The sequence below is a fragment of the Marinicella litoralis genome (assembly GCF_002591915.1).
In the GTDB taxonomy this organism is placed as follows: Bacteria; Pseudomonadota; Gammaproteobacteria; order Xanthomonadales; family Marinicellaceae; genus Marinicella; species Marinicella litoralis.
In genome coordinates, this window is the sequence record NZ_NIHB01000003.1 from 75,481 (window position 1) to 97,485 (window position 22,005).

Consider the following 22,005-nt stretch of genomic DNA (forward strand, 5'->3'; position numbering starts at 1 on the left):
GATATTTCACATGAGACTTTCTGACTCGGAAATCGAACAATTCAATAATGATGGGTACTTGATCAAACGTAAGTTGATTGATATGGCTTTACTCAATGATTTACGCAACCAAGTTAAAATCCAATTGCAATTGCGCTTACCTCCATTTGAATTAGAAGCCGAAGTGGGTTACCCCAAAGCACCAGAGTCAGTAGCGGCGGAAGGTGGTTTAACCATACGTCGTTTATTATTGGCCTTTAGCCGAGACACCTCTTTTCGCGAATGGGCAAAAAATAAAGTGGTCAAAAACATCCTCCAACAATTACTGGATTCTGCAGATGTTTATTTGGTGCAATCACACCATAATTGCATCATGACTAAACAACCTCAATATTCCAGCCAAACGGGGTGGCATCGAGATATCAGGTACTGGAAATTCAGCGATGATTTGTTGATAAATTCTTGGCTTGCAATGGGTGATGAAAATAATGCCAATGGTTGTTTAAAAGTTTTGCCTGGAAGTCACGAGCTTAAAGTTGCTAATGACATGGTGGATAAAGATTTATTCTTAAATCAACAACACCCTCAGGCCAAAGCTTGGCTTGATGCCGCTGTTGATGTTGAATTGTCTGCAGGTGATGTTTTGTTTTTTCATGCGGGTTTATTTCATGCAGCCAATAACAACCAAACAGATCAAGCCAAATTTTCATTGGTGAACTCATACCATGGTGCAGGTAACTTCCCTTTAGAAAATTCTAAATCAACCAGCTATGAAGAAATTTTAATCTGAACAGTCGTCTAATGATGCTTTGTGGTGCATATAATTAATGTTCAGCATAAATTTGATGCAAAAAAAACGGAGTCTAAAGACTCCGTTTCTATTAAAGGTTTTAAAACTGACTTATACCGCTTGGATATTTTCAGCTTGAGGTCCTTTTTGACCTTGAGTGATGTTGAATTCAACTTGTTGACCTTCTTGTAAAGTTCTGAAACCATCACCGTCTGTTTGAATGGCGCTGTAATGTGCGAACACATCTGAACCAGACTCTTGTTGAATGAAACCAAAACCTTTTGACTCGTCAAACCATTTGACGGTACCTGTTACTTTATCTGACATATGTAATACCTTAAATAATAAATAATAAAAATTTGCTGGAATGATCGCCCAATGTACAACTGGTCAACGAATTATGAATAATGCTTTGAAAAGGAGGATTTTGTTCAGGCGAGTATTCGAGCAAGTTGCAGTCTATAGATTCAAAGTATTGAAGTCAAACAAAAATGATTGAAATCAGCCCATATTGCGACATTTTTCTTAAAAATAGTCGCAATATGAACCAATTAGAGCAGTTTGTTCAGTTTACATATTGGAATAATTGGGTCCGCCACCACCTTCTGGTGTTTGCCAATCGATGTTTTGTGATGGGTCTTTGATGTCACAAGTCTTACAGTGCACACAGTTTTGCGCATTGATTCTAAACACTTGTTGGTTGTTTTCTTCAATGACCTCATAGACAGCAGCGGGACAGTACCGTTGTGCAGGTTCTGCCCATTTAGGCAAGTTGACCTGTATCGGAATAGTGGGGTCTTTCAGTTTTAAATGACAAGGTTGGTCTTCCACGTGGTTGGTGCTGGAAAGAAAAACAGAAGACAGTCGATCAAATGATATTTCATTGTCTGGTCTGGGATATTCAATCGGCTCAAATTGATCAGCTGGCTTTAAGCAAGCATGATCTGGAGTTTTGCTGTTCCATGTGAAGGGCAGTTTGCCCATGAATATATTTTGGTCTATGAAGGTAAATGCCGCGCCAAAAAAAGTGCCGAATTTATTGAGTCCAGGTTCAAAATTTCTGCTTTTATGTAATTCCTTATAAATTGAAGATTGTTTGATGTTATCAGCATAAGTTGTTAATTCACCGGTGGCCTCACCATTGATCATGGCTTCAGCTAAACTCTCTGCGGCTATCAAACCTGATTTCAGTGCAGTATGAGTGCCCTTGATCTTGGCCGGATTAAGAAAGCCAGCTTCACAGCCTACCAGCATGCCGCCAGGAAATGTCAATTTAGGCAATGATTGGTAACCACCTTTGTTAAGTGCCCTGGCACCATAGGAAATGCGTTTCCCGCCTTTGATGATGTTCTTGATTACTGGGTTTTGTTTCCACAATTGGAAGGTTTCAAAAGGGCTTAAATAGGGATTGCTGTAATTCAATGCCACCACAAACCCCAAAGCCACAGTATTTTGATCTAAATGATAAAGAAAGCCACCACCTTCAGTGTGGTTGTCTAACGGCCAGCCCAAGGTGTGCACCACTTTACCCGGTTGTGAAACGGAGTCATCCACTTGCCAAACTTCTTTAAGACCTATGCCATAATGTTGTGGATCTGCCCCTTTTTGAAGGTCGAATTGGGCCATTAAATTTTTGCCCAATGAACCTCGACAGCCTTCAGCAAACACGGTTTGAGGTGCCAGTAATTCATATCCAGGTTCATGGCTGCCTTTTTCATTTCCATTGGCATCAATACCCATGTCGCCCGTTACAATGCCTTTGACCGATCCATCTTCGTTGTAAAGGACCTCAGTTGCAGGGAAGCCAGGGAAAATATTTACCCCTAAGTTTTCTGCCTGTTCACCCAACCAACGGCATAAGCTACCCAATGAAATGATGTAATTACCATGATTTCTCATCGGTTTAGGGATTAAAAAACCAGGGACTTTGGTGTCTTTTTCTAGTCCACGAAGGTAATGAAACTCATCGTCAGTTACTTGGGTTTTTACTGGTGCACCTTGGGACTTCCAATCTGGAAATAATTCAGTCAATGCGTCAGTTTCTATCACTGCGCCTGACATAATGTGAGCACCAATTTCAGACCCTTTTTCGACCAAAGCGATCTGCCAATCCTTGTTATGCTGTTGCGATAATTGCGCCAGTCGACAAGCAGTCGCTAAACCAGCTGGACCACCACCAACTATGACAACGTCAAACTCCATAGATTCTCTGTTCATATTCTGTAACTCACAAATTTCATTATTTTTGACATACCAGTCATCACCCATTTAACTGGCTCTGGTAATTCCACGCCCCCGGCATTTTTAGCATCATTGCCATGCCTTATTTCATCTAATTGCATTTGTTGCAATATTTGCAATGACTTAGGATCTTGTGATCCAATGTCATCGATGTGCTGTTGCAAATGCGATTCCACCTGACGTTCAGTTTCAATCACAAAGCCGTAACTTATTTTATCACCAAAGAAAGCAGCCAATGATCCAATGGCGAAAGAATGGAGGTACCAAAACGGGTTACTGATACTCGCCGCTTCTCCCAATTCATCTAACCTGGACTGACACCAGTTAAGGTGGTCATGCTCTTCCTTAGCGGCTTCAAGTAAGTGCGTTCTTGTTGCTTCGTCTTTGGCCAATAAGGCTTGTCCATTGTACAAAGCTTGTGCACAAACTTCACCCGTATGATTGATTCGCATCAAACCAGCTGTGTGTTTAATTTGTTGTTCGTCGAGAACAGGGTTCTTCAGTTCGGAACCTGGGATTGATGAGTTGTTGTCTGTAACATGGTTGAGTACTTTGAGCATCCGATCAAATTCGATCATCAATTGATTGCTCAGCGATTCTGTTGCAGTCTTCATCTTTCTCATGTGGATAAAATTAAGCGCTTATTTTAACATTTATTCGACAAAATGAGCTTAATTCTCATTATTTAACAAATTGTTTATTGATATTTACTGTAGAACCCGTAAATTACGCCTTTTAATTTATTTGTACAGGAATACTTATGAAAAAAGCAACTTCACAAGTCGCATTGTTTGTTATGGCCGTGGCCATTTCTTTTACCGCTTTCGCAGAAGACGACAATACAGCTGATTGGTCAGGAACGGGCCAATTGGGTTTTTCAATGACTTCAGGTAACTCAGACACGGAAAACCTGACAGCAGGATTAAAGTTGAGTCGTGAATCAGAAAAATGGGTCAATAACTGGTCATTGGATTTATTGCGTGCATCATCTGACAATATTGATACTGCAGAACGATTCACCATCAATACCCGCAATGGTTACAAGTTGGATGAAAATGATTACATTCATAACAGTACACGTTATGACAATGATAATTTTTCTGGTTTCGATTACACCATCACCACGTCAATTGGCTGGGGTCATCAGTTTCATAAAAGCGAAACTTATAAATTAGTGACTGAAATTGGATTGGGTTATAAAACAGAAGCACTCGATATAGATCGTACTGAAAACAATGGTATGGTGGCTGTGGGTAAATTGGACTACATGCGTCAAGTCACAGAGACCACTGTTTTTGAAGATGTTTTGGTGGTTGAAGCGGGTGAAGACAATACATTTATTCAGAACGATGCGGGATTTGTATTTAAAGTGAGTGATAAATTTGGGGTTAAATTGGCTCATCAATACCGTCACAATACCGACGCACCTTTGGGCAAAGAATCTACAGATACTTTGGTATCGGCTAACTTGGTTTATGATTTTAAATAACCGTCAATTCATTTGAGCTCAAAAAAGCCCGCTTTATGCGGGCTTTTTTTGTGACAATGGGCAAGGTTAAATCCTAAATTGTTCTCCCACCCAGTTTAAGTCAGTTTTATCTTGGCAAACTTCCGTTTACCCACTTGAAAGACATCATGGGTTCCAGTAGGGAAGGTTTGTTTGGGGTCTTCTAATTTAACACCGTTGAGCTTAACGGCACCTTGTTTGACCATGCGAATGGCGTCAGAAGTACTTGAACATAACCCAGCGTTCTTTAGAATGTGGGCGATGCCCATTTCACCATTTTCGGTTTGTAGGCTTAGTTCATCAATGTCATCTGGAATGGCGCCTTTTTGGAATTGCGCCTTAAAACTGGCCATGGCATCTGATGCAGCTTGGGCACTGTGAAATCTTTCGATTAACTCCATGGCTAAAGCAAACTTGACATCACGCGGGTTTTTGCCGTTTTCGATGTCGTTTTTATATTGCTCAATGGCTTGGTTTGATTTGAAGCTCAATAGTTCAAAGTAGCGCCACATTAAATCATCAGAAATCGACATGACTTTACCAAACATATCAGCCGGAGCGTCATCAATACCTATATAGTTGTCTAAAGATTTAGACATTTTATTGACGCCGTCCAAGCCTTCCAACAGTGGCATTGTGATCACAATTTGTGGGTCTTGCCCAACTTGAGCCTGTAAATGCCTGCCGACCAATAAATTGAATTTTTGATCAGTACCACCCAATTCCACATCACATTCAAGTGCCACAGAATCATAACCTTGAACCAGTGGATACATGAATTCATGAATGGCAATGGATTGGCCTGATTTATAGCGTTTATTGAAATCATCACGTTCCAACATTCTTGCGACATTGTATTTGGCAGACAATTGAATCATGTCAGCGGCACTCATGTCTTTGAACCAATTGGAATTGAATTCTATGATGGTTTTTTCTTTGTCTAATATTTTAAATATTTGTTCTTGGTAAGTTTTGGCATTTTCCAATACTTCTTCACGGGTCAAAGCTTTCCTGGTTGCGCTTTTACCTGTGGGATCACCAATCATACCTGTGAAGTCACCGATCAGAAAAATCACGTCATGACCCAAGTCTTGGAACTGCTTCATTTTATTGATTAAAACCGTATGACCCACATGAATGTCGGGCGCTGTGGGATCAAAACCAGCTTTGACCCTAAGGGTTTTTCCTGCTTTTAATTTGGCTTCAAGCTCTTCAAGCTTGATGACTTCATCTGTACCTCGACAGATTAAATCCAGTGCGTCTTTTACTGACATGTGCTTGGTTTCGTTAAAAAGGGGTTAATTCTACAGAAATAAGGCAAAATTTAGAACCTCAAATGAACCAATGGTGAAAAAAATCATCTATAATTTCGTGCAATCGATGAAACATTTTGGAAATTGACTTATCAAAGCACAAGCCGTTCGTAAAAATAAACAGGGTAAAAGCCTGTCTTTTAACTTCAATCAATTAAAACAAATGATGATTTCATTGTCCTTATTTAAAAAATTAGCGGTGGCTGTCGCCGCTTTATTCGTATTTTATGCCATCACTGATATGGCTTCTGTCGATGCCGATGCCCATGTACAGCCTGTAGCAATTAATCAAAATCATCTGATTGATATCCCAAGCATGCCCCTAATGAGTTACTCTGAAGCTGGTTTGGTGGGATCAGAACAATTCATTGAAAAAACAGTGACGGTAAAAAAAGGGCAAACCTTATCGGGTATTTTTACTGATTTGGGCTTGTCTCAAGCTTTGTTATTAAAAATTGCTCATTTTAATGAAGACAGTAAAAAATTAGTCAAAGTGATGCCAGGTAATGAATTGCATTTTACCTTTACGCCCAGTGGCGCATTGACTCAGCTGAAATACCAAGCATCTGTTTTTGAAGAATTGATCATTCACAACGACATGGATCAATTGTCGACAGAAATCATTGCGCATGACAAGCAAATCAGGTTGGTCAACGCTGAAGGCATCATCACCAATTCTTTGTTTGGTGCAGGAAAGGCAGCTGGTTTGACTGACGGTATGGTTATGCAGTTGGCTAACATCTTTAGCTGGGACATTGATTTTGTACTAGAGATCAGATCAGGCGATTCATTCAGTTTGATTTATGAAAAAATATATAAAAATGGTGATTATTTAACAGAAGGTAAAATATTAGCGGCCAGTTTTACCAACCAAGGAACTACCTATGAAGCGGTTTTTTACGAAGGTGAGGAAGGCGATGGCAGCTATTATGCTTCAGATGGTCGTGCCATGAAGAAAGCTTTTCTGCGCGCACCATTGAATTTTTCTTACATCAGTTCTAGTTTTAACCCCAAACGCATGCATCCCATAACGAAAAGGGTCAAAGCCCATCGAGGTGTTGATTACAGGGCACCTACTGGAACACCAGTATTCGCTGCGGGTGCTGGTCGTGTTACTCATGCTGCTTACAATAAATACAATGGGAACTATGTGTTTATTCAACACCCTAATGGCATCATTACCAAATACTTACACTTTTCTAAAAAAGCTGTTAAAAAAGGTCAGCGTGTTAAACAAGGACAAACCATTGGTTATGTCGGTTCTACAGGGTTGTCGGAGGCTCCTCATTTGCACTATGAGTTTATTTACAACGGTGTGCACAGAAACCCAAGAACGGTATCGTTACCGAAATCCAAACCCTTACCCGATGATGTGATGCCTGAATTTTTGGCTTATTCCAATCCTTTGTTGTCTCAATTAAAAGACCTTAAACTCAATTTAGTGGCCAGTCAGTAATGCAGTACATTGGTGTTATGTCAGGCACTTCATGTGACGGTGTTGATATTGCATTGATGAACTTTGATCACGGGGTTGATACCATTGCGACTTCATTTCAACCATATGACAATGAATTGAAGGCGCAGTTATTGAAGTTGATTGCCAATAAACCATTTTCTGTCTCAGCAATCAGCCAAATTGACGCCCGTTTAGCGCACCTTTATGCCAACACCATCAATGATTTTTTACATCAAAATCACATCAGCCGTCTAGATGTAAAGGCCATAGGGTTGCATGGACAAACGGTGTTTCATGACCCTGATTCTCAATATGCCAATACCATTCAATTGGGTTCGGCGGCCACAGTAGCCAAAGCGACAGGCATTCTAACAGTCAATAATTTCAGACAAATGGATGTGGCTTGTGGTGGTCAAGGAGCGCCGTTGGCGCCCATATTTCATCAACAAATGTTTCAGCAACCACAAAAGAAAATCATTGTGTTGAACTTAGGCGGAATAGCCAATATCAGCTTGCTTAAAGATAATCATATATTGGGTTTTGACACGGGTCCAGCCAACTGTTTATGTGATGAATGGATGATGAAGCAAAATCACAAGCCATACGATGAAGGTGGTTCATGGGCCAAACAGGGTAAGGTCAATACGGACTTGTTGTCAGCAATGTTGGATGATCCCTATTTTTCACAACCTCACCCCAAAAGTACCGGCAGAGAGTTGTTCAATGTTCAATGGTTGAATCGGTATATTGCAGACCAAAATATTGATGCAGTGGATGTACAACGTACGCTACTACAATTAACCGTTGAGTCAGTGGTGGAAGGGATTAACCTGCTGAATCAAAAAATTGACACGGTGGTGGTTTGTGGTGGAGGGGTACACAACAAATTTATGATGACATTACTACAAAATGCGTTGCAAGTGCCTGTTGAAAGCAGTGCAGTCCATGGTATAGATCCGGATTTTGTTGAGGCGGCATTGATGGCATGGTTGGCTGAACAAAATATCAAAAAAAACCGTTTAAATTTGATGGCTGTAACGGGCGCTGATTGTTCTTTGATTTATGGTGTGCCCAACATACCTTGAATCACAATAAATTCAATGCTTATTGAAACTCCAGGACTATGGCTGTGATGTTGTCAGAACCGCCGTTTTCCAAGGCTTGAATCAACAATTGATCACTGATTTCTTTCGGTGTTAAAGGCTTTTTCAAGATGGATTCAATGGTTGCATCATCAACTTCTTCAGTTAACCCATCAGAGCATATTAAAAATTTATCATGGGGTTTGATTTTACCCTGATTTTCAGAAACCGATATTTCACTGTTGTCTGTTACACCTAAGGCTTGAGTCACAACATTCCTATGGGGATGTGAACGCGCTTGTTCAGCTGTGATGAGGTCTTGGTCCACCAATTCCTGAACATAAGAATGGTCTGAACTGAGCGATGTCAATTCATTGTTAGATAGCTTGTAAATTCGTGAATCTCCGACCCAAGCACATTCAAATTTATGGTCTGAAATTTTCAACAACACCACAGTGGTGCCCATGGGTAAGTCACCTGGTTTTTCCATCGAGCTGTTAATGATTTCTTGATTGGCTTCCAGAATGGCTTGTTTGACTGGCACGTCATTTTTCACTGCATTCAAGATGTGGTCTCTCGCCAATGCACTAGCAATTTCACCATGGTCATGCCCACCCATTCCATCGGCCACAAGAAAAAGACCGTTTTTGAGGTCGATGCCATAGGTATCCTCGTTGTGATCTCGTTTGATACCAGAATGTGATATGTGTCCTAAAACAATATTCATTTAAAATTTATATTTTTTTGTATTATAACATTGAGTTCATGTACTTTAATTGTAGCATTATGTTAACTTTGCTGTAATTAAATAATTTTTGAGACCTGAATCACAGTATGTTAGGTTTGTAATGGAATAAACGTTCTTTTTGAATTTTCCAAGTCATCAATTGTTTGTAAGTCATGATGTTATTGACATAAATGACAGCTGTTTTCCCATCTGCAATACCGTATTTCAATTCATGGGCTATGGCTGGGTTATTTAATTTTTCTAAATAGGGTTCTACATCGAGCCAGATGTCTGGATTTTTACCGGCTCTTTGAGCCAGAATTCTTGCATCCTCAACGTGACCGAATCCTACATTGTAGGCGGCCAGTGCAAACAACAATCTATTGGTGCTGCTGATTCTGTCAGGAAATTTTGCCTGCATCATTCTGATGTATTTAACCCCACCAATTAAACTTTCTCGAGGGTCGGTGCGGTCTAGAACATCCATTTCTTCAGCAGTAGATTCAGTCAACATCATCAGGCCTTTTACACCTGAAATTGAAACGGCATCTGGATCCCAATGAGACTCTTGGTAGCTGATGGCGGACAATAAGGAAGGATCAAACTCCAATTCATAGGCGACCTCCATAACCAATTCCGATATTTTTGGCCATTCAGTTTGTAGTTTGTCAAAAAAGGTTACTGTGTCAGCAATGTCTATTTGGGGTAAATGAGTTAACAGTTCATTTTTATACTTGGTGACTTTTCCGGTTGCCTTGGCTGATTGAATGAATTTATTCAAATGATCAATTAAATCTTCAGACCTGTTCTTGGGTAATAAAAAAGCAATGTCTTCTTGTTCAGATAACTGGATGGGTTGATAGATTCCTGGAATAAAGTGTTGATATATATCGATGATTTCGGAGTCAGCAAAGGTGTAATCAATTTCTTTTTTATTGATCTTCCTGAACAACTCGAACATCGAATCTTTGGCCGTTGAACTGATGTTTGATGGCTTGAAATCTTCAAGGTTTTTTGACATCTCTTCATAACTGCTGTTGGCAATCAGTTGTCCAACCAATGGTTGAAATTGGTTAATTGAATTTAACCTTCGATAGTCATAATGGGTTACCAGGTTAATGGCGGTTTGGCTGATTGGTTCTGTAAAGGTGAATGATTTGGCCCGTTCTTGAGTAATTGATAAGTGACCACCGGCCACATCTATGGCGCCATTGTGCAATGCGTTTAATAGCTGACCATTGTTTTTAAATACAATCGTATTCAATTCAATGTTGTGCTGCTTACAAAACTCTTTGAGCATCTTGTATTCATAGCCAACAATATCATCTCCCACTTCAAAATATGACAATAATGAGGTTCGAGTCCCGTAAGTCAGTATGTTTTTATGCTGAATGAGTTGCCAATGGGTGGGGGTTTGTAATGGACTGTGAATAAATAAAAAAGACACAAGCAACAGCAACCAAACACCCAATGATTTCAATTTGTTTTTAATTGTATGGCGTGACTTTTGTTCAGTGTTTATCAAGTGAAATACCGTGTTGTTGTTTAATCAATTGATTTTCTGCCTTTATATTCATATGCTCTACATTATAATGTCGATTTAAGATTTTGGGAAATGAACAAAAATTATGACTATGACAGGCTTTCTTTTACGTTGGTTATTTGCTTTTATTTTAGTGGTTGTGACGTTTAACCCAACTGGGTATTCTCTGTATCATTGGATTTGGCCATTAAGCGATGCACAGTTACCGTTGAAAATCTTGTTGGTGATTTTGCTGGCATCTGCTTATTTGTTTTACATAACATCTACAGTCAAGTCATTGGGTTTGTTAGGTATTATTTTGGTATTTGCTTTTTGCGGCACTTTAATTTGGTTGTTTGTCGATCAAGGATGGTTAGACCTACAAAACTCAGGCATACTGGCATGGATCATGATATTTATTATTTCAGTGGTGTTAGGGCTTGGAATTTCTTGGTCACACATTAAAAAGCGAATTACCGGACAGTTTGATACGGACGATATAGGAGAATAAAAAATGAGCTTAGTCAGTACACCAATGTCAGTAGGTGAGTTATTAGACAAAATAACCATATTAGAAATAAAAGCTGAAAAAATTAAAGATGTTGATAAATTAAAAAATGTCGAATACGAGCTGCAGTTATTGACTGAAACTTGGGCCAATACAGGGTTAATCAGTGAGCAGACTGAAGCATTAAAAAACGACTTGAAAACTGTTAACCTAAAATTATGGAAAATTGAAGATGACATACGGGTTAAAGAAAAGAATCGTTCGTTTGATGATGAATTTATTCAATTGGCCAGAAGTGTTTATTATCAAAATGATGACAGGGCTGACGTTAAAAAAGCCATCAATTTGTTAACCGGTTCAGATTTGGTTGAAGAGAAGTCATATGAATCTTATGAGTGAATAATCATGAGGTATCCAGAGGTTGTATTATTGGCTTGCACAAAGATATAATCATTCACATTAATTAAATTAATCTGGCAATAAAAACAATATGGCTGATCGTGAGCAGGCAAGGAAAGAAAAAGAAATCATTGTAATGGGTTTAAGTTTATCTTATGCCATTGGAGTAGGACTTTTCGCTGCAATCAGGTATTTTAACCATGAGTATGTTGTTGCCACTTTAGATGTGGTGCTGGCAGCATTTGGTTTGTATGTTTTTGTTTATGTCTTGAAGACCCGTTCTACAAAATTTCCAGGCTTGGCCATAGCCATTATTTCCGTGATTGGCACGATTGCAACCATTGCATTGAAAGGTGCAGAACAAGTTTACTGGGCCTATCCTTCAGTTGCTTTGGTGTTTTACTTGTTACCCACCAGGCAGGCGCTGCTTATTTGGGGTGTTACAGCAACAATCATTTTGATTCAATTGATAGATTTACCGAGCATTAAGCTGATTTCAATAGCCATGACTATTTTAATTACCAGTTTCTTTTGTCACTTGTTTTCTTCAACCATGAACGATCAACACAACAGGCTCAGACATATAGCCAATCAAGATGTGTTGACCCAAGTTAAAAACAGAAGGGCTTTTAATCATGACGCTGCAATGTTAGAGCGCAGTCCAGATTTTGTAACAGCGATTCTATTTGATCTTGATAATTTTAAACAGGTCAATGACACCTATGGACATGCTACAGGTGATCAAGTACTAAAAGACGTGACTTTATTGGTCAATCAATTTGTCACCGGAAATGAACATTTGTATCGAATTGGTGGTGATGAATTTGCAATATTGTGTCAAGGGAAAGACTTTGATCATGCTTACCAGTTAGCCAATACCATCCATCAGGAGTTCAGTCAAAGCACCATCAATCAAGAGCACAACATCACGCTTTCCCTTGCAGTTGCCCAAAAAGAAATGGATGAATCAATCAATGAATGGTTAAACCGTTTGGACAGTGCGCTGTATAAAGCAAAAAAATCTGGGCGCAATCAAATTGTAAAAGCCATCAGATACTGAAATAAGGTGGATTAAAATCAAGTGTCCTACACCCGCTTTCTCGTTGTATGAGAATTGGTTAAGTGACCTTTAAAGTGATGTGAGTATCAACGGGACCAATGTCAAAAAACAAAATTAATTTATATTTTAGTCATACCGTTGAAGGTCTTGCTGACATTTTGTCTAAACAAGTCATCGCACAGCAAGCCAACGGTTCTGTTTTCAATGCGCCCAGCGTGATGGTTCCCAATGCCAATATGCAGCGATTCTTGCAATTGACTTTGGCAAAAATCAATGGTGTTTGTGCTCACGTCGCTTTCCCATTCCTAGAAACCGGTTTATTTCAAATTGTCAATCAATTGCTCGGATCAGGCTATCAGCATAAGAATGGCTCTATGGTGGCATGGTCTGTATGGTGTTTGTTGCATGATGATCAATTGATGAATGATCCTGTGTATGCACCCATTAACACCTATTTAAGCGATTCAAGTGCAGAAAGTTTGTTGGCAGCGAAACGTTGGCAACTCAGTCAGAAATTGGCCAAACTGATGTTGGATTATGAATCACAACGTCCCGAAATGGTTCATCAATGGCTCCAAGGACACTGTGTATTTACCAGCTGTAATAAAGCTCGATTAAGTCAACTTGAAAAAATGCAGCAAGATTTGTATGTGCGTTTATTTAAGCATGAAGATACACCAGATTCGATCACATTATTTCAAGCCACCATGTTGTTAGATCAAATCAAATCTGCCAAGCCACAAGCCGCTATTCATATTTTTACTCCATCAAGGCTGTCACAGTTACATCGTAAACTCTTGGTACAGTTAGGGCAGTTTATGAACATTCATATTTATTCCTTGAATGTATGTTCAGAGTATTGGGAAGATTTACAAACCGAGCAAGAAATCAGATGGCAGCAAAATGTCTTGCGACCATACAAACAACATCCTATTGTCACTGTTGACGTCGATGGTCAGCCAATTGACTCTGCAGAAACGGCAGAAGTGTTTTTCGAACTGAGTTCATTTGCAGATGAAAATGAATTACTCAAAGCCTGGGGCAAACCTGGTCGTGAGGCCCTGAAATTGTTCAGTGAAGTTGAGGAAGATGCGATTCATCAATCGATCATTTATCAAGATGATTGGTTGATACCTGACTTTTCTGGAACTGAGACTTTGTTGCAAGTGGTGCAATCCAATGTACTGAACCGCAGCAGTGAAAACAATCAAATTATCGACCCCAAAACTTTCAACAGCATACAATTTGCCTGTGCCCCTTCTGTGGTCAGAGAAGTTGAAGCCGTGTATAACAGCATCTTGTGGAACCTCCAGCAAAATGCTGACTTGGTGCTTAATGACATCGCTGTATTGGTCACAGACATGAATGTATATCGTTTTGTTATTGAGCAAGTGTTTGAAGAGTTGAATCATGAGCATCAGATTCAACTGTCATATGCCATTGTTGACAGCTCAGCGGCCAAAGAAAGTCGTTATGCAGAAGCTGTATTGGATTTGTTTGCGGTGTTAGACGATGACTTTATTCGCGCTTCGGTGTTTAAGTGGTTAGAAAACCCTTGTGTACAGGCTGGCAATCACTTTGATTACAATGACTGGCAAGATTGGTTGTTGGTGGTTGATCAATTGGGTATTTATTGTGGGTTTTCAAATCTGTATCCAACCGATGCGGTCACCAATGATGAGATTGAGGTGGATAAATTATTTACCTGGCAACAAGGCCTGGCTCGCTTGCATTTATCCTTGGCTACTTTGCCCAACGATGCAAATGCTGTGGATGTGAGTGCCATTGGTGCAGAACGAATAGGGCAGTTAAGTGTTTTGCTGGAAACCTTGTATCAATATAAGTTGCGGTTAAATAAAAAACAATCCGCCATTCAATGGGAACAACAACTCAATCAAATGTTTGATTTGTTGATGGCAGTACCCGTCGATGACCAGAAAGAACAAAATATACAAATGGCCCTACAACAATCTTTATTACAATTGGCTGAGGCCCAGCCTGAATTGTTATTGAGTTTTGCCGACATCAAACAGTTTATCACTCATGAAATACAACAATTGCCAGCCAGTAAAGGCAGTTACCTCTCTGGTGGTGTGGTGTGTGCCGCCTTACAGCCAATGCGGCCAATTCCATTTAAATTGACTTACATTTTGGGCTTGGATGAAAGAACCTTTCCCGGGCAAACTGTGAACGAAACCCTGGATTTGACTCAACGCTCAAGAAGAATTGGTGACATCAATCCGATTGAGAATAACAATTATTTGTTGTTGGAAACTTTGATGTGCACCCGAGAAAAACTCTATTTGTCCTATGTAGGCATGGACTTGTTGAAAGATGAGGTGATTGAACCTTCACCGACTTTATCGACCCTGTATCGATACTGCAATGATTTGGTAGATTTCTCCTCTTTAGAGCAGCAGGCTTTGCCGATGACGCAACTGCCATTGGATGCCAGTGAATCAGGTCATTTTGATGGCAGAGACCTTGAATCTCAAGATTGGAGGGTTAATTATGCGTATTCAGACTATTTGACATGGGCCGGCCGAATTCGGGTTGATTGGCAACCTCAAAGTCAACAATTATCTCCTGCACAGCAGCGAATTTGGCAACAAACACAGGAAGTACAAACTTCGGAGAAGCCAGTTCAAGATTTGTCATTGAGCGACTTATACTTAAAGCAAACAAAGGATAAATTGCTGGTTGATTCTAACAATGCCCTCCAATTGGACGCCACTGAATTAGCCGATTATTTGGCCAATCCACAAGCCGCTGTATTGAAACAATTGGGTGTCAATGGTAAACACCCAGATGACCGTTCCTTGGTTGAGCATGAACCATTGCAGTTGCCTTCATTGCTTAAGTATCAGATATTCACCGAAAGCATCCAGCAGTGGTTACATCAGCCTACTGATTTGACCACTGTCATTCAACAGCAGCATCAAAAACACCTTCGACTATCACAAGCACCGTTGGCTTTCTTTGCTGATTTAACTGAGTTATCCAAAGTAGAAGTCGCTTTGAATGAACAGCTTAAACCACAGTTGGTAGATAAGTCGTTTTTAGGTGTGTTAAAAGTGGGGTCAGCCAAATCTCATGTGGCTGCTGAATTAGAAGTGGATGCGGTGGAGGTAAGTTTAAAATCAGGCCGAAAAGTGCAAATCACAGCATTGGCGGAGCAGTTGTACCAACAAGATGGTTACTTATCTGATCAAGTCATCATCAGTACCAGTAAAAAGAACAGTCTCTGGAATATCAAATTGCTCCAACCCTTTGTCAATTGGTGTTTATGGCAATTGTCTGATCAAGTTAAAGTGGCTGAGGTGTTTAAAGTACATTTGGTGTTTCCTGAAAAAGTCCAAACCATTGAATTTAAACCTTGGTATGCCGATAGTGAAAGTTTTGCCACTCGATCTACCATTGAAAACTACCTGAAACAGCTGCTCAGTGATTACCTTGAAAAGCCCGCGCAGTTTTTGCCCAGTGAGTTATTGAGTCTATTTAAAGTGGCCGTCAAACCGGATGTCCCACAGCAAATTCCATTCTTGAAAAAGTCATCTAAAGCCAAGGAGATCAGTTACTTGGCTTATGACCCAAAGGACATGACCGAAGCAGACATCGCAGCGTTGGTGGAAAAGTACCACAAGGGTATGCAGTGGCCAGATTATGAAGAGGTTTTCAAGTTAGTCGAGGTACAGCCCAGTGAGGAGCCTTTGGCTGCTTACCGCAATCATTTAATGCCGCTATTTACCATGGTTTGCGCTGAACTGGGTGAAATCAAGCAGGGGGCCAAGTCATGAAGACGCCGAATTTTGAAAACATAAAGGCAGCCTCAGAAATTGATTTACAGAAGCATGCGGTGATTGAAGCTTCAGCGGGTACCGGCAAAACGTATACTTTGATTGAGTTGGTGATGCGATTATTGATTGAGCAGCACATGCGCATCGATAAAATTTTGTTGGTGACTTTTACTGAACAAGCCACCGGAGAATTAAAAGCGCGGATCAGGCAACGCCTGATAGAGGCCTTGAAGGCCACAGATGATGGGGCAATGATTGATCACTTAGAGCAGAACATAAGCTTGTTAAACCAAGCTTCGATATTTACCATTCATGGTTTTTGTCATGGTGCATTGAGAGAATTTGCTTTTGAGCAAGGTGCGGTTTTTGAACCAGAGGTAATCAATGACAGTGATGTGTGGCCATTGGTGCTGCGACAAATGAAACGCAGTTGGCCAGCGAATCAAGCTTTGATCAAGCAACTGAAGGTCTTTTCCCATGACAAAAGCATTTCAAAGGTTGATGATCTATTGCTGCAACTGGCGAGTAAATACAAATCAGGCTTTGATTCGATCTACCCCAGCTCTTTCGACTTTGATATTGAAGATAATATTCAGCAAATCAGAGGTTTACTGAAAATACCTTTGTTTGATTATGAGGCTGAATTTAAATCACTTAAAGGCCTTAAGAGCACATCGCATCAGAATTTGTGGCTTGCGGTTATTCAGCCTTTTTTGTCAGACTTACATTCCTTAATCCGAGGCAATGACAACAATGACATCGAAGCAATTATTCAGCTGTTTAGCACCCATTTTGCGAGCAAGGCTGATGTCAATGAAGTGTTTTTTAAAAGCTGTCCTGCTGCTTATAAAGTCGAACATAATAAAAGTGTTGCTGTTGAAAACCGAGCTTTGGCAGTTCATTTTTTTAAATTAATTGATGCTTTAAATCAAATCTGGGAAGCCATCTCAAACCACCAAAAAGTGATTAAGTTTAGTGCCATTGCACCCTTGCTGAATGAATTGATACAAGTCAGTCAACAATACAAATTAGAACGTGGCTTAATCAGTTATGACGACATGATTTTGCGTTTGTGGCAACAATTGATTGATGAACAAGCTTTGCCCATGAATGAGCAGTTATTGACTCAAGCTTTGCGGCAGAAATACCAAGTGGCCATCATCGATGAGTTTCAGGACACCGATATTCGCCAATGGGAAATCTTTAAATTGTTGTTTCTTAAAATCGGACCTGTTGATTCAGTAGCTGAATGGGAGCATCGATTGTGGGTGATTGGTGATCCAAAGCAGGCCATTTATGGTTTCAGGGGTGCTGATATTCATACCTATGAAGCCGCTAAAGGAGAAATCACAAGTTGTTTTCAAGGAATGGCTTATCGCCTGAACACCAATTACCGCACAGTCGAAGGTTTGATCAGAGAGATGAATCGATTTTTTGCTGATGACACGACAGTGAATTCTGCCGAAAATTCGGCCTGGTTTGATGCCGATGCGGTATGTGTTGAAGTGCCAGATGAAAAAACTATTGACATCAATAAAATGCCACAAATGATTGATAATAAAGGGCTAAATGCTTTTAATTGTTTGTCAGTGAAGCAGTCAGATTCGGGTGCAGTGAAAACCCAGTTGGCGACAAAAATAGCCAGCACCATTAAACATCAAATCATCAATCAAGTCGAAGTCAGTTTGAAGGGTGTTCAACGAACGTTGGATGCTTCTGACGTCTGTATTTTGGTTCGCAGTAATTCAGATGCTGAATATATTGAAGTGGCTTTGCAACAAATGCAGATTCCATTCACCTTCCATAAAAAGAAAAATCTATATCAATCCATTGAAGCCATTCATTTTCAAGTGTTATTAACTGCATTGGCCATGCCAAATGACATTAAACGGGTAAACAACGCTTTGTTGACTTTGTTCTTTGCATTGCAACCGAATCAATTGGCTGATTTCGCCGAAGAAAATTTGCCGACCATCACCGCTTTGTGGTTAAAAATAAAAGAAGCCGTGATTGCCAAAGACTGGATCAAAGTCTTTGATTATTTGCTGTCTGAAAGTGGTGCCATGTATCGAGCCAGGAACAACAGACGACGAATCGCAAACCTGAAACAACTGAAACAACTGCTTTTGAAAGCAGCTTTACAAAATAATTTGGGCGCGGAGTCACTGGCGAAATTTTTCCAACAAAAACGTGAGCAAACATCCAGTGATGAAGATTTACATCACAAAGACACCGAGCAAAAAGCTGTTAAAATCATGACCATGCACATCAGTAAAGGTTTGGAGTTTCCGGTGGTGTTTTTATTTGGTGGGTTTGGTCAAGGACCAGCTGATCAGTTTCTACAGTATTATGATGAAACACAAAAAGGCATGGTGTATGACTTAGTCAAACAAAACCAGAAAACCTATGATGAACAACAGCTAAAACAAGCCCACCAACTGTACTACGTGGCAATGACACGTGCCATATTTATGTTATTTTTGCCTTATGTGGATGAGTCCGACTGTAAAATCAGCAAGCCCGGATGGTATGTGAAAACCGTGATGGCTCGACTTTTGGCAACAGGGATGTATCAACAAACACCAGCAGGATCTTGTTCATTTCCCACAAAAAGCGATGTTCCCGATAAATCCAATGAAGTATTATCGGACTTTAATTTAATCGTGCCCACTCAACTGTATCGCAGGCGTCGAAATTTACATTCATTCTCATCCTTAAGCCATTATAAAAATCACGCCAGTCTGGCCCCCATAGCCAATGATTTCAGCCAAAATTTAACCGCCGAGTTAATGAATACGGAAGTGCAAATAAACGTGGCTGAAAAAGTGGATACCAGTCCACAAATTCCTGGAGGGGTTAAAACCGGTCATGTGTTGCATGGTATATTCGAACATGTTGATTTTGTAAGAATTAACCAGCATAAATACCTGACTGATGTTTATCAGGATGATGAGATCATGGCGGTAATTGATCAACAAATGAAGTTATTTAAATTAGAGAATAAGGCCTTTGATGAAAGTGACGAGTCGAATAACATGGATCAGTCACTGGCTCAGGCATCCAATCAACCACTGGATTATCGTCAACAGTTTGCAGATTGGACTTGGCATACTTTAAAAAAACCATTGGTGGCATTGGATGGGCAGAATTTAGCCAGTATTGCTTTGGATAATCGATGTCATGAGTTGTCTTTTTTTTGGAATGAAGGCAACACCCATTTAACAGGTTTTATTGATTTGTTTTTTTCGGTGGTTAACAAACAAGAAGACTTCATTGATTATTACATTCTTGACTGGAAAAGTAATTTCAGTGCCAATGGTTATAGCCCGACCATACTGTCTGATGAAGTAATGACCCAACACCAATACCATTGGCAATATCAATTATATGCGATGGCGATGCAGCGTTGGTTTGATGCGCTTAAAGCAAACAATGAACAAATGACAAGTGCCCGCTTAAAAGGTGCAATTTATGTGTTTTCCAGAGGAATAGACTGTCAAGAAGAAGCTCAAAACGGGATGTTCTTTGATGACTTCAGTAAAAACCATTGGCAACCAGAAGATATTGAAACTGAATTGTTACAGATTGATCAGTTCGGGGCCAAATCATGAGGTATCAAGTCACTGCACAGCATTTGGCTCATATTTTTCCTGAATTGACTTTAAAGCATGAGCGGTTACTTAACCAACTTAACTTGGATTTGGGACATTTGCAATTGTTACGTGATGGTTACCAAGCATGGGATAGTCAAGATCAACGGTTTTGGTTGTTGTTATTGGCATTGGTTGATGCAGTAAACCAAGGTTCTTTGTGTTTGGATTTAAATCATCCTACAGTCAATCACCACCTGCAAACAATCGGTTTAACCCAGGGATTGGCATTGGCCACTACACAGGATTGGCAACAATTTAAGCTGAATCAACAGCCCGTGATTAAGTTTGAACAAGGCTGCTTGTATTTCACTAAATATTGGCAACTGGAAACCCAGTTACAGCTGGCATTAAAACGTTTGTTACGACAATATACTGGAGTTAGATTCACTGCTGTGCAAGTCGCCACTGCAGCACAACAAGTGACTGGTGAGTTGAGTTTTGAGCAGATAGAAGATAAACAAGTGTTGGCCATTGTGGTCAGTTTATTACAACCGTTCAGTATCATTTCAGGTGGACCTGGAACCGGTAAAACCACCATCATGAGTTCAGTGTTGCGTGGTTTGATGTTGTTGGGCTATGAAGCCAAGGATGTCTGTTTGGCGGCGCCAACTGGAAGGGCTGCCAATCGAATGACGGAATCTTTACATGAAGTGTTGAGCCACCGCATAAAAGTTCCGGCTGTGACTGATGCGGAATTGATATCAATTGAGGCCACAACCATTCATCGGTTGTTGGGTGCCCGTGCCCAGTGGCGTGGATTTCAATACGGTGAACACAATCCTCTGGATTGTAAAGTATTGGTGGTGGATGAGGTTTCGATGGTAGATGTGGCTTTGATGCGACAATTGTTACAGGCCATTCCGCTGGGATGCCGAGTGATCTTATTGGGCGATCAGTTTCAATTGCCTTCAGTCGATTCAGGTGCGGTATTGGCCGATTTGATGCCACCGGTTGGTTCGACGGGAGAATACAGTTCAGACATGTGGCAGAAGCTTGAAGTTGCTTTAACACCATTTAACTGTAAAGCAGAATTAATGGCAGAATTAAACACCATCGAGTCAGCATTTATGTTGACTGATCATGTAACTGTTTTGGATGTATCGAAACGCAATCAAAAAGACATTGCTGAACTCAGTGAATCGGTGCGCCTGGGTGACAGTGACGCGATGTTCAAGCAGCTGTCTTTAGCATCAATCGATACCAACGGTCAGGTAGCAGGAGACATGGCTGCATGGAATTGGGTTGAACAAATCGGCGTTTATTGGCTGCCAACTCAGACAGACAATCAAGCATGGCAAGAAACTTATTTACAATGGATTCAATGGCATTATTTTAAATCAGCGATTCAATTTAAATCAATCATAACTGAATTGAATGATTTTGACCAAAGTTCACTGACAACTTACCACAACCAACTAGATCAATTGTTCGCAGTGATTAACAGCAACCGTATATTGACTTTAGTGAATGATACTTTGGTCGGTAGCTTGCATATCAATGCACAAATTGCCGAAATGATGAAACAACGATTGGCTGTGACTGGTTCAGAGAATAGATTCCATGGTTCAGTAATTATGCTGGGTCAAAACAGTCCATCATTGGGATTGTTCAATGGTGATGTGGCGATTCTATTGGCCGCCAATAACGGACAACTCAGAGCCGTGTTGCCGAATAAAAGTGGCTATCGGTCACACTCTATTCATGTGCTGCCGCGGTTCACCTCGGCCTATGCCATAACTGTGCATAAAAGTCAGGGTTCGGAATTTAATCATGTACTGATGCCACTGCCTGAAGATGAACAGCATCGGTTATTGAGTCGTGAAATTATCTATACTGGTTTAACGCGAGCCAAGCAATCTGTTGGTATTTATGCACAACGCAGTACACTGGAAACTGCGGTAAAACGCCAAACAACAAGATACAGCGGCTTGCGTTTTTGGTACAATCAAGAACATTAACTACGGAGGCTTG

General features: G+C 40.3%; 16 protein-coding genes. 10 read left to right on the forward strand and 6 right to left on the reverse strand.

Going from position 1 to position 22,005, the window contains the following annotated elements:
- The first annotated feature begins 10 nt into the window (after positions 1–10).
- Positions 11–769, forward strand: coding sequence for a phytanoyl-CoA dioxygenase family protein (locus CCS90_RS10495; RefSeq protein ID WP_099019518.1), 759 nt, complete (start codon positions 11–13; stop codon positions 767–769).
- A 111-nt stretch (positions 770–880) separates the two neighbouring features.
- Here CCS90_RS10495 and CCS90_RS10500 read toward each other — a convergent pair whose 3' ends face one another.
- The 3 genes from CCS90_RS10500 to coq7 form a co-directional block, all read right to left on the reverse strand.
- Positions 881–1,096 carry a cold-shock protein gene (locus tag CCS90_RS10500; protein ID WP_099019519.1) on the reverse strand — a complete coding sequence of 72 codons (216 nt, stop codon included), beginning with the start codon at positions 1,094–1,096 and terminating at the stop codon, positions 881–883.
- Positions 1,097–1,339: 243 nt separating this feature from the next.
- Complete coding sequence (locus CCS90_RS10505; RefSeq protein WP_099019725.1) at positions 1,340–2,986, reverse strand: electron transfer flavoprotein-ubiquinone oxidoreductase; 1,647 nt, start codon at positions 2,984–2,986, stop codon at positions 1,340–1,342.
- Positions 2,983–3,624 (reverse strand): 2-polyprenyl-3-methyl-6-methoxy-1,4-benzoquinone monooxygenase, encoded by a 642-nt coding sequence (coq7, locus tag CCS90_RS10510; RefSeq protein WP_099019520.1) that lies wholly within the window; start codon positions 3,622–3,624, stop codon positions 2,983–2,985. The genes CCS90_RS10505 and coq7 overlap by 4 nt, the downstream gene beginning before the upstream one ends.
- Before the next feature lie 146 nt (positions 3,625–3,770).
- Here coq7 and CCS90_RS10515 point away from each other — a divergent pair, with 146 nt between their 5' ends.
- Positions 3,771–4,499, forward strand: a complete 729-nt coding sequence (locus CCS90_RS10515; RefSeq protein ID WP_099019521.1) for a DUF481 domain-containing protein — start codon at positions 3,771–3,773, stop codon at positions 4,497–4,499.
- Between the two features lie 95 nt (positions 4,500–4,594).
- On the opposite strand, the gene tyrS is transcribed toward CCS90_RS10515, so the two are convergent.
- Positions 4,595–5,791: a tyrosine--tRNA ligase gene (gene tyrS, locus CCS90_RS10520; protein WP_099019522.1), complete on the reverse strand. Its 1,197-nt coding sequence runs from the start codon at positions 5,789–5,791 to the stop codon at positions 4,595–4,597.
- A gap of 205 nt (positions 5,792–5,996) precedes the next feature.
- Between tyrS and CCS90_RS10525 the strand changes: the two genes are divergently transcribed.
- Positions 5,997–7,286, forward strand: a complete 1,290-nt coding sequence (locus tag CCS90_RS10525) for a peptidoglycan DD-metalloendopeptidase family protein (RefSeq protein ID WP_180236524.1) — start codon at positions 5,997–5,999, stop codon at positions 7,284–7,286.
- Positions 7,286–8,371, forward strand: coding sequence for an anhydro-N-acetylmuramic acid kinase (locus CCS90_RS10530; RefSeq protein WP_099019524.1), 1,086 nt, complete (start codon positions 7,286–7,288; stop codon positions 8,369–8,371). The genes CCS90_RS10525 and CCS90_RS10530 overlap by 1 nt, the downstream gene beginning before the upstream one ends.
- 19 nt (positions 8,372–8,390) lie before the next feature.
- On the opposite strand, the gene CCS90_RS10535 is transcribed toward CCS90_RS10530, so the two are convergent.
- Both CCS90_RS10535 and mltF read right to left on the reverse strand, forming a co-directional pair.
- Positions 8,391–9,095, reverse strand: coding sequence for a PP2C family protein-serine/threonine phosphatase (locus CCS90_RS10535; protein WP_099019525.1), 705 nt, complete (start codon positions 9,093–9,095; stop codon positions 8,391–8,393).
- Positions 9,096–9,195: 100 nt separating this feature from the next.
- Positions 9,196–10,575 (reverse strand): membrane-bound lytic murein transglycosylase MltF, encoded by a 1,380-nt coding sequence (mltF, locus tag CCS90_RS10540; RefSeq protein ID WP_162846894.1) that lies wholly within the window; start codon positions 10,573–10,575, stop codon positions 9,196–9,198.
- 154 nt (positions 10,576–10,729) lie between these two features.
- Between mltF and CCS90_RS10545 the strand changes: the two genes are divergently transcribed.
- The 6 genes from CCS90_RS10545 to recD all read left to right on the forward strand — a co-directional run bounded on the left by CCS90_RS10545 (position 10,730) and on the right by recD (position 21,992).
- Positions 10,730–11,128 carry a DUF6524 family protein gene (locus CCS90_RS10545; protein WP_099019527.1) on the forward strand — a complete coding sequence of 133 codons (399 nt, stop codon included), beginning with the start codon at positions 10,730–10,732 and terminating at the stop codon, positions 11,126–11,128.
- A gap of 3 nt (positions 11,129–11,131) precedes the next feature.
- On the forward strand, positions 11,132–11,524 hold the full coding sequence (locus tag CCS90_RS10550) for a DUF6165 family protein (protein WP_099019528.1): 393 nt from the start codon (positions 11,132–11,134) through the stop codon (positions 11,522–11,524).
- Positions 11,525–11,615: 91 nt separating this feature from the next.
- The gene (locus CCS90_RS10555) at positions 11,616–12,584 is read left to right on the forward strand and encodes a GGDEF domain-containing protein (protein WP_099019529.1); all 969 of its coding nucleotides are present in this window, start codon (positions 11,616–11,618) and stop codon (positions 12,582–12,584) included.
- A gap of 98 nt (positions 12,585–12,682) precedes the next feature.
- The gene (locus tag CCS90_RS10560; protein WP_099019530.1) at positions 12,683–16,381 is read left to right on the forward strand and encodes an exodeoxyribonuclease V subunit gamma; all 3,699 of its coding nucleotides are present in this window, start codon (positions 12,683–12,685) and stop codon (positions 16,379–16,381) included.
- Positions 16,378–19,992, forward strand: coding sequence for a UvrD-helicase domain-containing protein (locus CCS90_RS10565; RefSeq protein WP_099019531.1), 3,615 nt, complete (start codon positions 16,378–16,380; stop codon positions 19,990–19,992). The genes CCS90_RS10560 and CCS90_RS10565 overlap by 4 nt, the downstream gene beginning before the upstream one ends.
- Positions 19,989–21,992, forward strand: coding sequence for an exodeoxyribonuclease V subunit alpha (gene recD / locus CCS90_RS10570; RefSeq protein ID WP_099019532.1), 2,004 nt, complete (start codon positions 19,989–19,991; stop codon positions 21,990–21,992). Before CCS90_RS10565 ends, recD begins: the two co-directional genes overlap by 4 nt.
- The last annotated feature ends 13 nt before the right edge of the window (positions 21,993–22,005 follow it).

Coding starts and splice junctions, on each gene's coding strand:
- CCS90_RS10565 (WP_099019531.1), top strand. CDS start 16,378: ATGAAGACGCCGAATTTTGAAAACATAAAGGCAGCCTCAGAAATTGAT.
- coq7 (WP_099019520.1), bottom strand. CDS start 3,624: ATGAAGACTGCAACAGAATCGCTGAGCAATCAATTGATGATCGAATTT.
- tyrS (WP_099019522.1), bottom strand. CDS start 5,791: ATGTCAGTAAAAGACGCACTGGATTTAATCTGTCGAGGTACAGATGAA.
- CCS90_RS10555 (WP_099019529.1), top strand. CDS start 11,616: ATGGCTGATCGTGAGCAGGCAAGGAAAGAAAAAGAAATCATTGTAATG.
- CCS90_RS10505 (WP_099019725.1), bottom strand. CDS start 2,986: ATGAACAGAGAATCTATGGAGTTTGACGTTGTCATAGTTGGTGGTGGT.
- CCS90_RS10500 (WP_099019519.1), bottom strand. CDS start 1,096: ATGTCAGATAAAGTAACAGGTACCGTCAAATGGTTTGACGAGTCAAAA.
- CCS90_RS10550 (WP_099019528.1), top strand. CDS start 11,132: ATGAGCTTAGTCAGTACACCAATGTCAGTAGGTGAGTTATTAGACAAA.
- CCS90_RS10535 (WP_099019525.1), bottom strand. CDS start 9,095: ATGAATATTGTTTTAGGACACATATCACATTCTGGTATCAAACGAGAT.
- CCS90_RS10495 (WP_099019518.1), top strand. CDS start 11: ATGAGACTTTCTGACTCGGAAATCGAACAATTCAATAATGATGGGTAC.
- CCS90_RS10560 (WP_099019530.1), top strand. CDS start 12,683: ATGTCAAAAAACAAAATTAATTTATATTTTAGTCATACCGTTGAAGGT.
- CCS90_RS10545 (WP_099019527.1), top strand. CDS start 10,730: ATGACAGGCTTTCTTTTACGTTGGTTATTTGCTTTTATTTTAGTGGTT.
- CCS90_RS10515 (WP_099019521.1), top strand. CDS start 3,771: ATGAAAAAAGCAACTTCACAAGTCGCATTGTTTGTTATGGCCGTGGCC.
- CCS90_RS10530 (WP_099019524.1), top strand. CDS start 7,286: ATGCAGTACATTGGTGTTATGTCAGGCACTTCATGTGACGGTGTTGAT.
- recD (WP_099019532.1), top strand. CDS start 19,989: ATGAGGTATCAAGTCACTGCACAGCATTTGGCTCATATTTTTCCTGAA.
- CCS90_RS10525 (WP_180236524.1), top strand. CDS start 5,997: ATGATTTCATTGTCCTTATTTAAAAAATTAGCGGTGGCTGTCGCCGCT.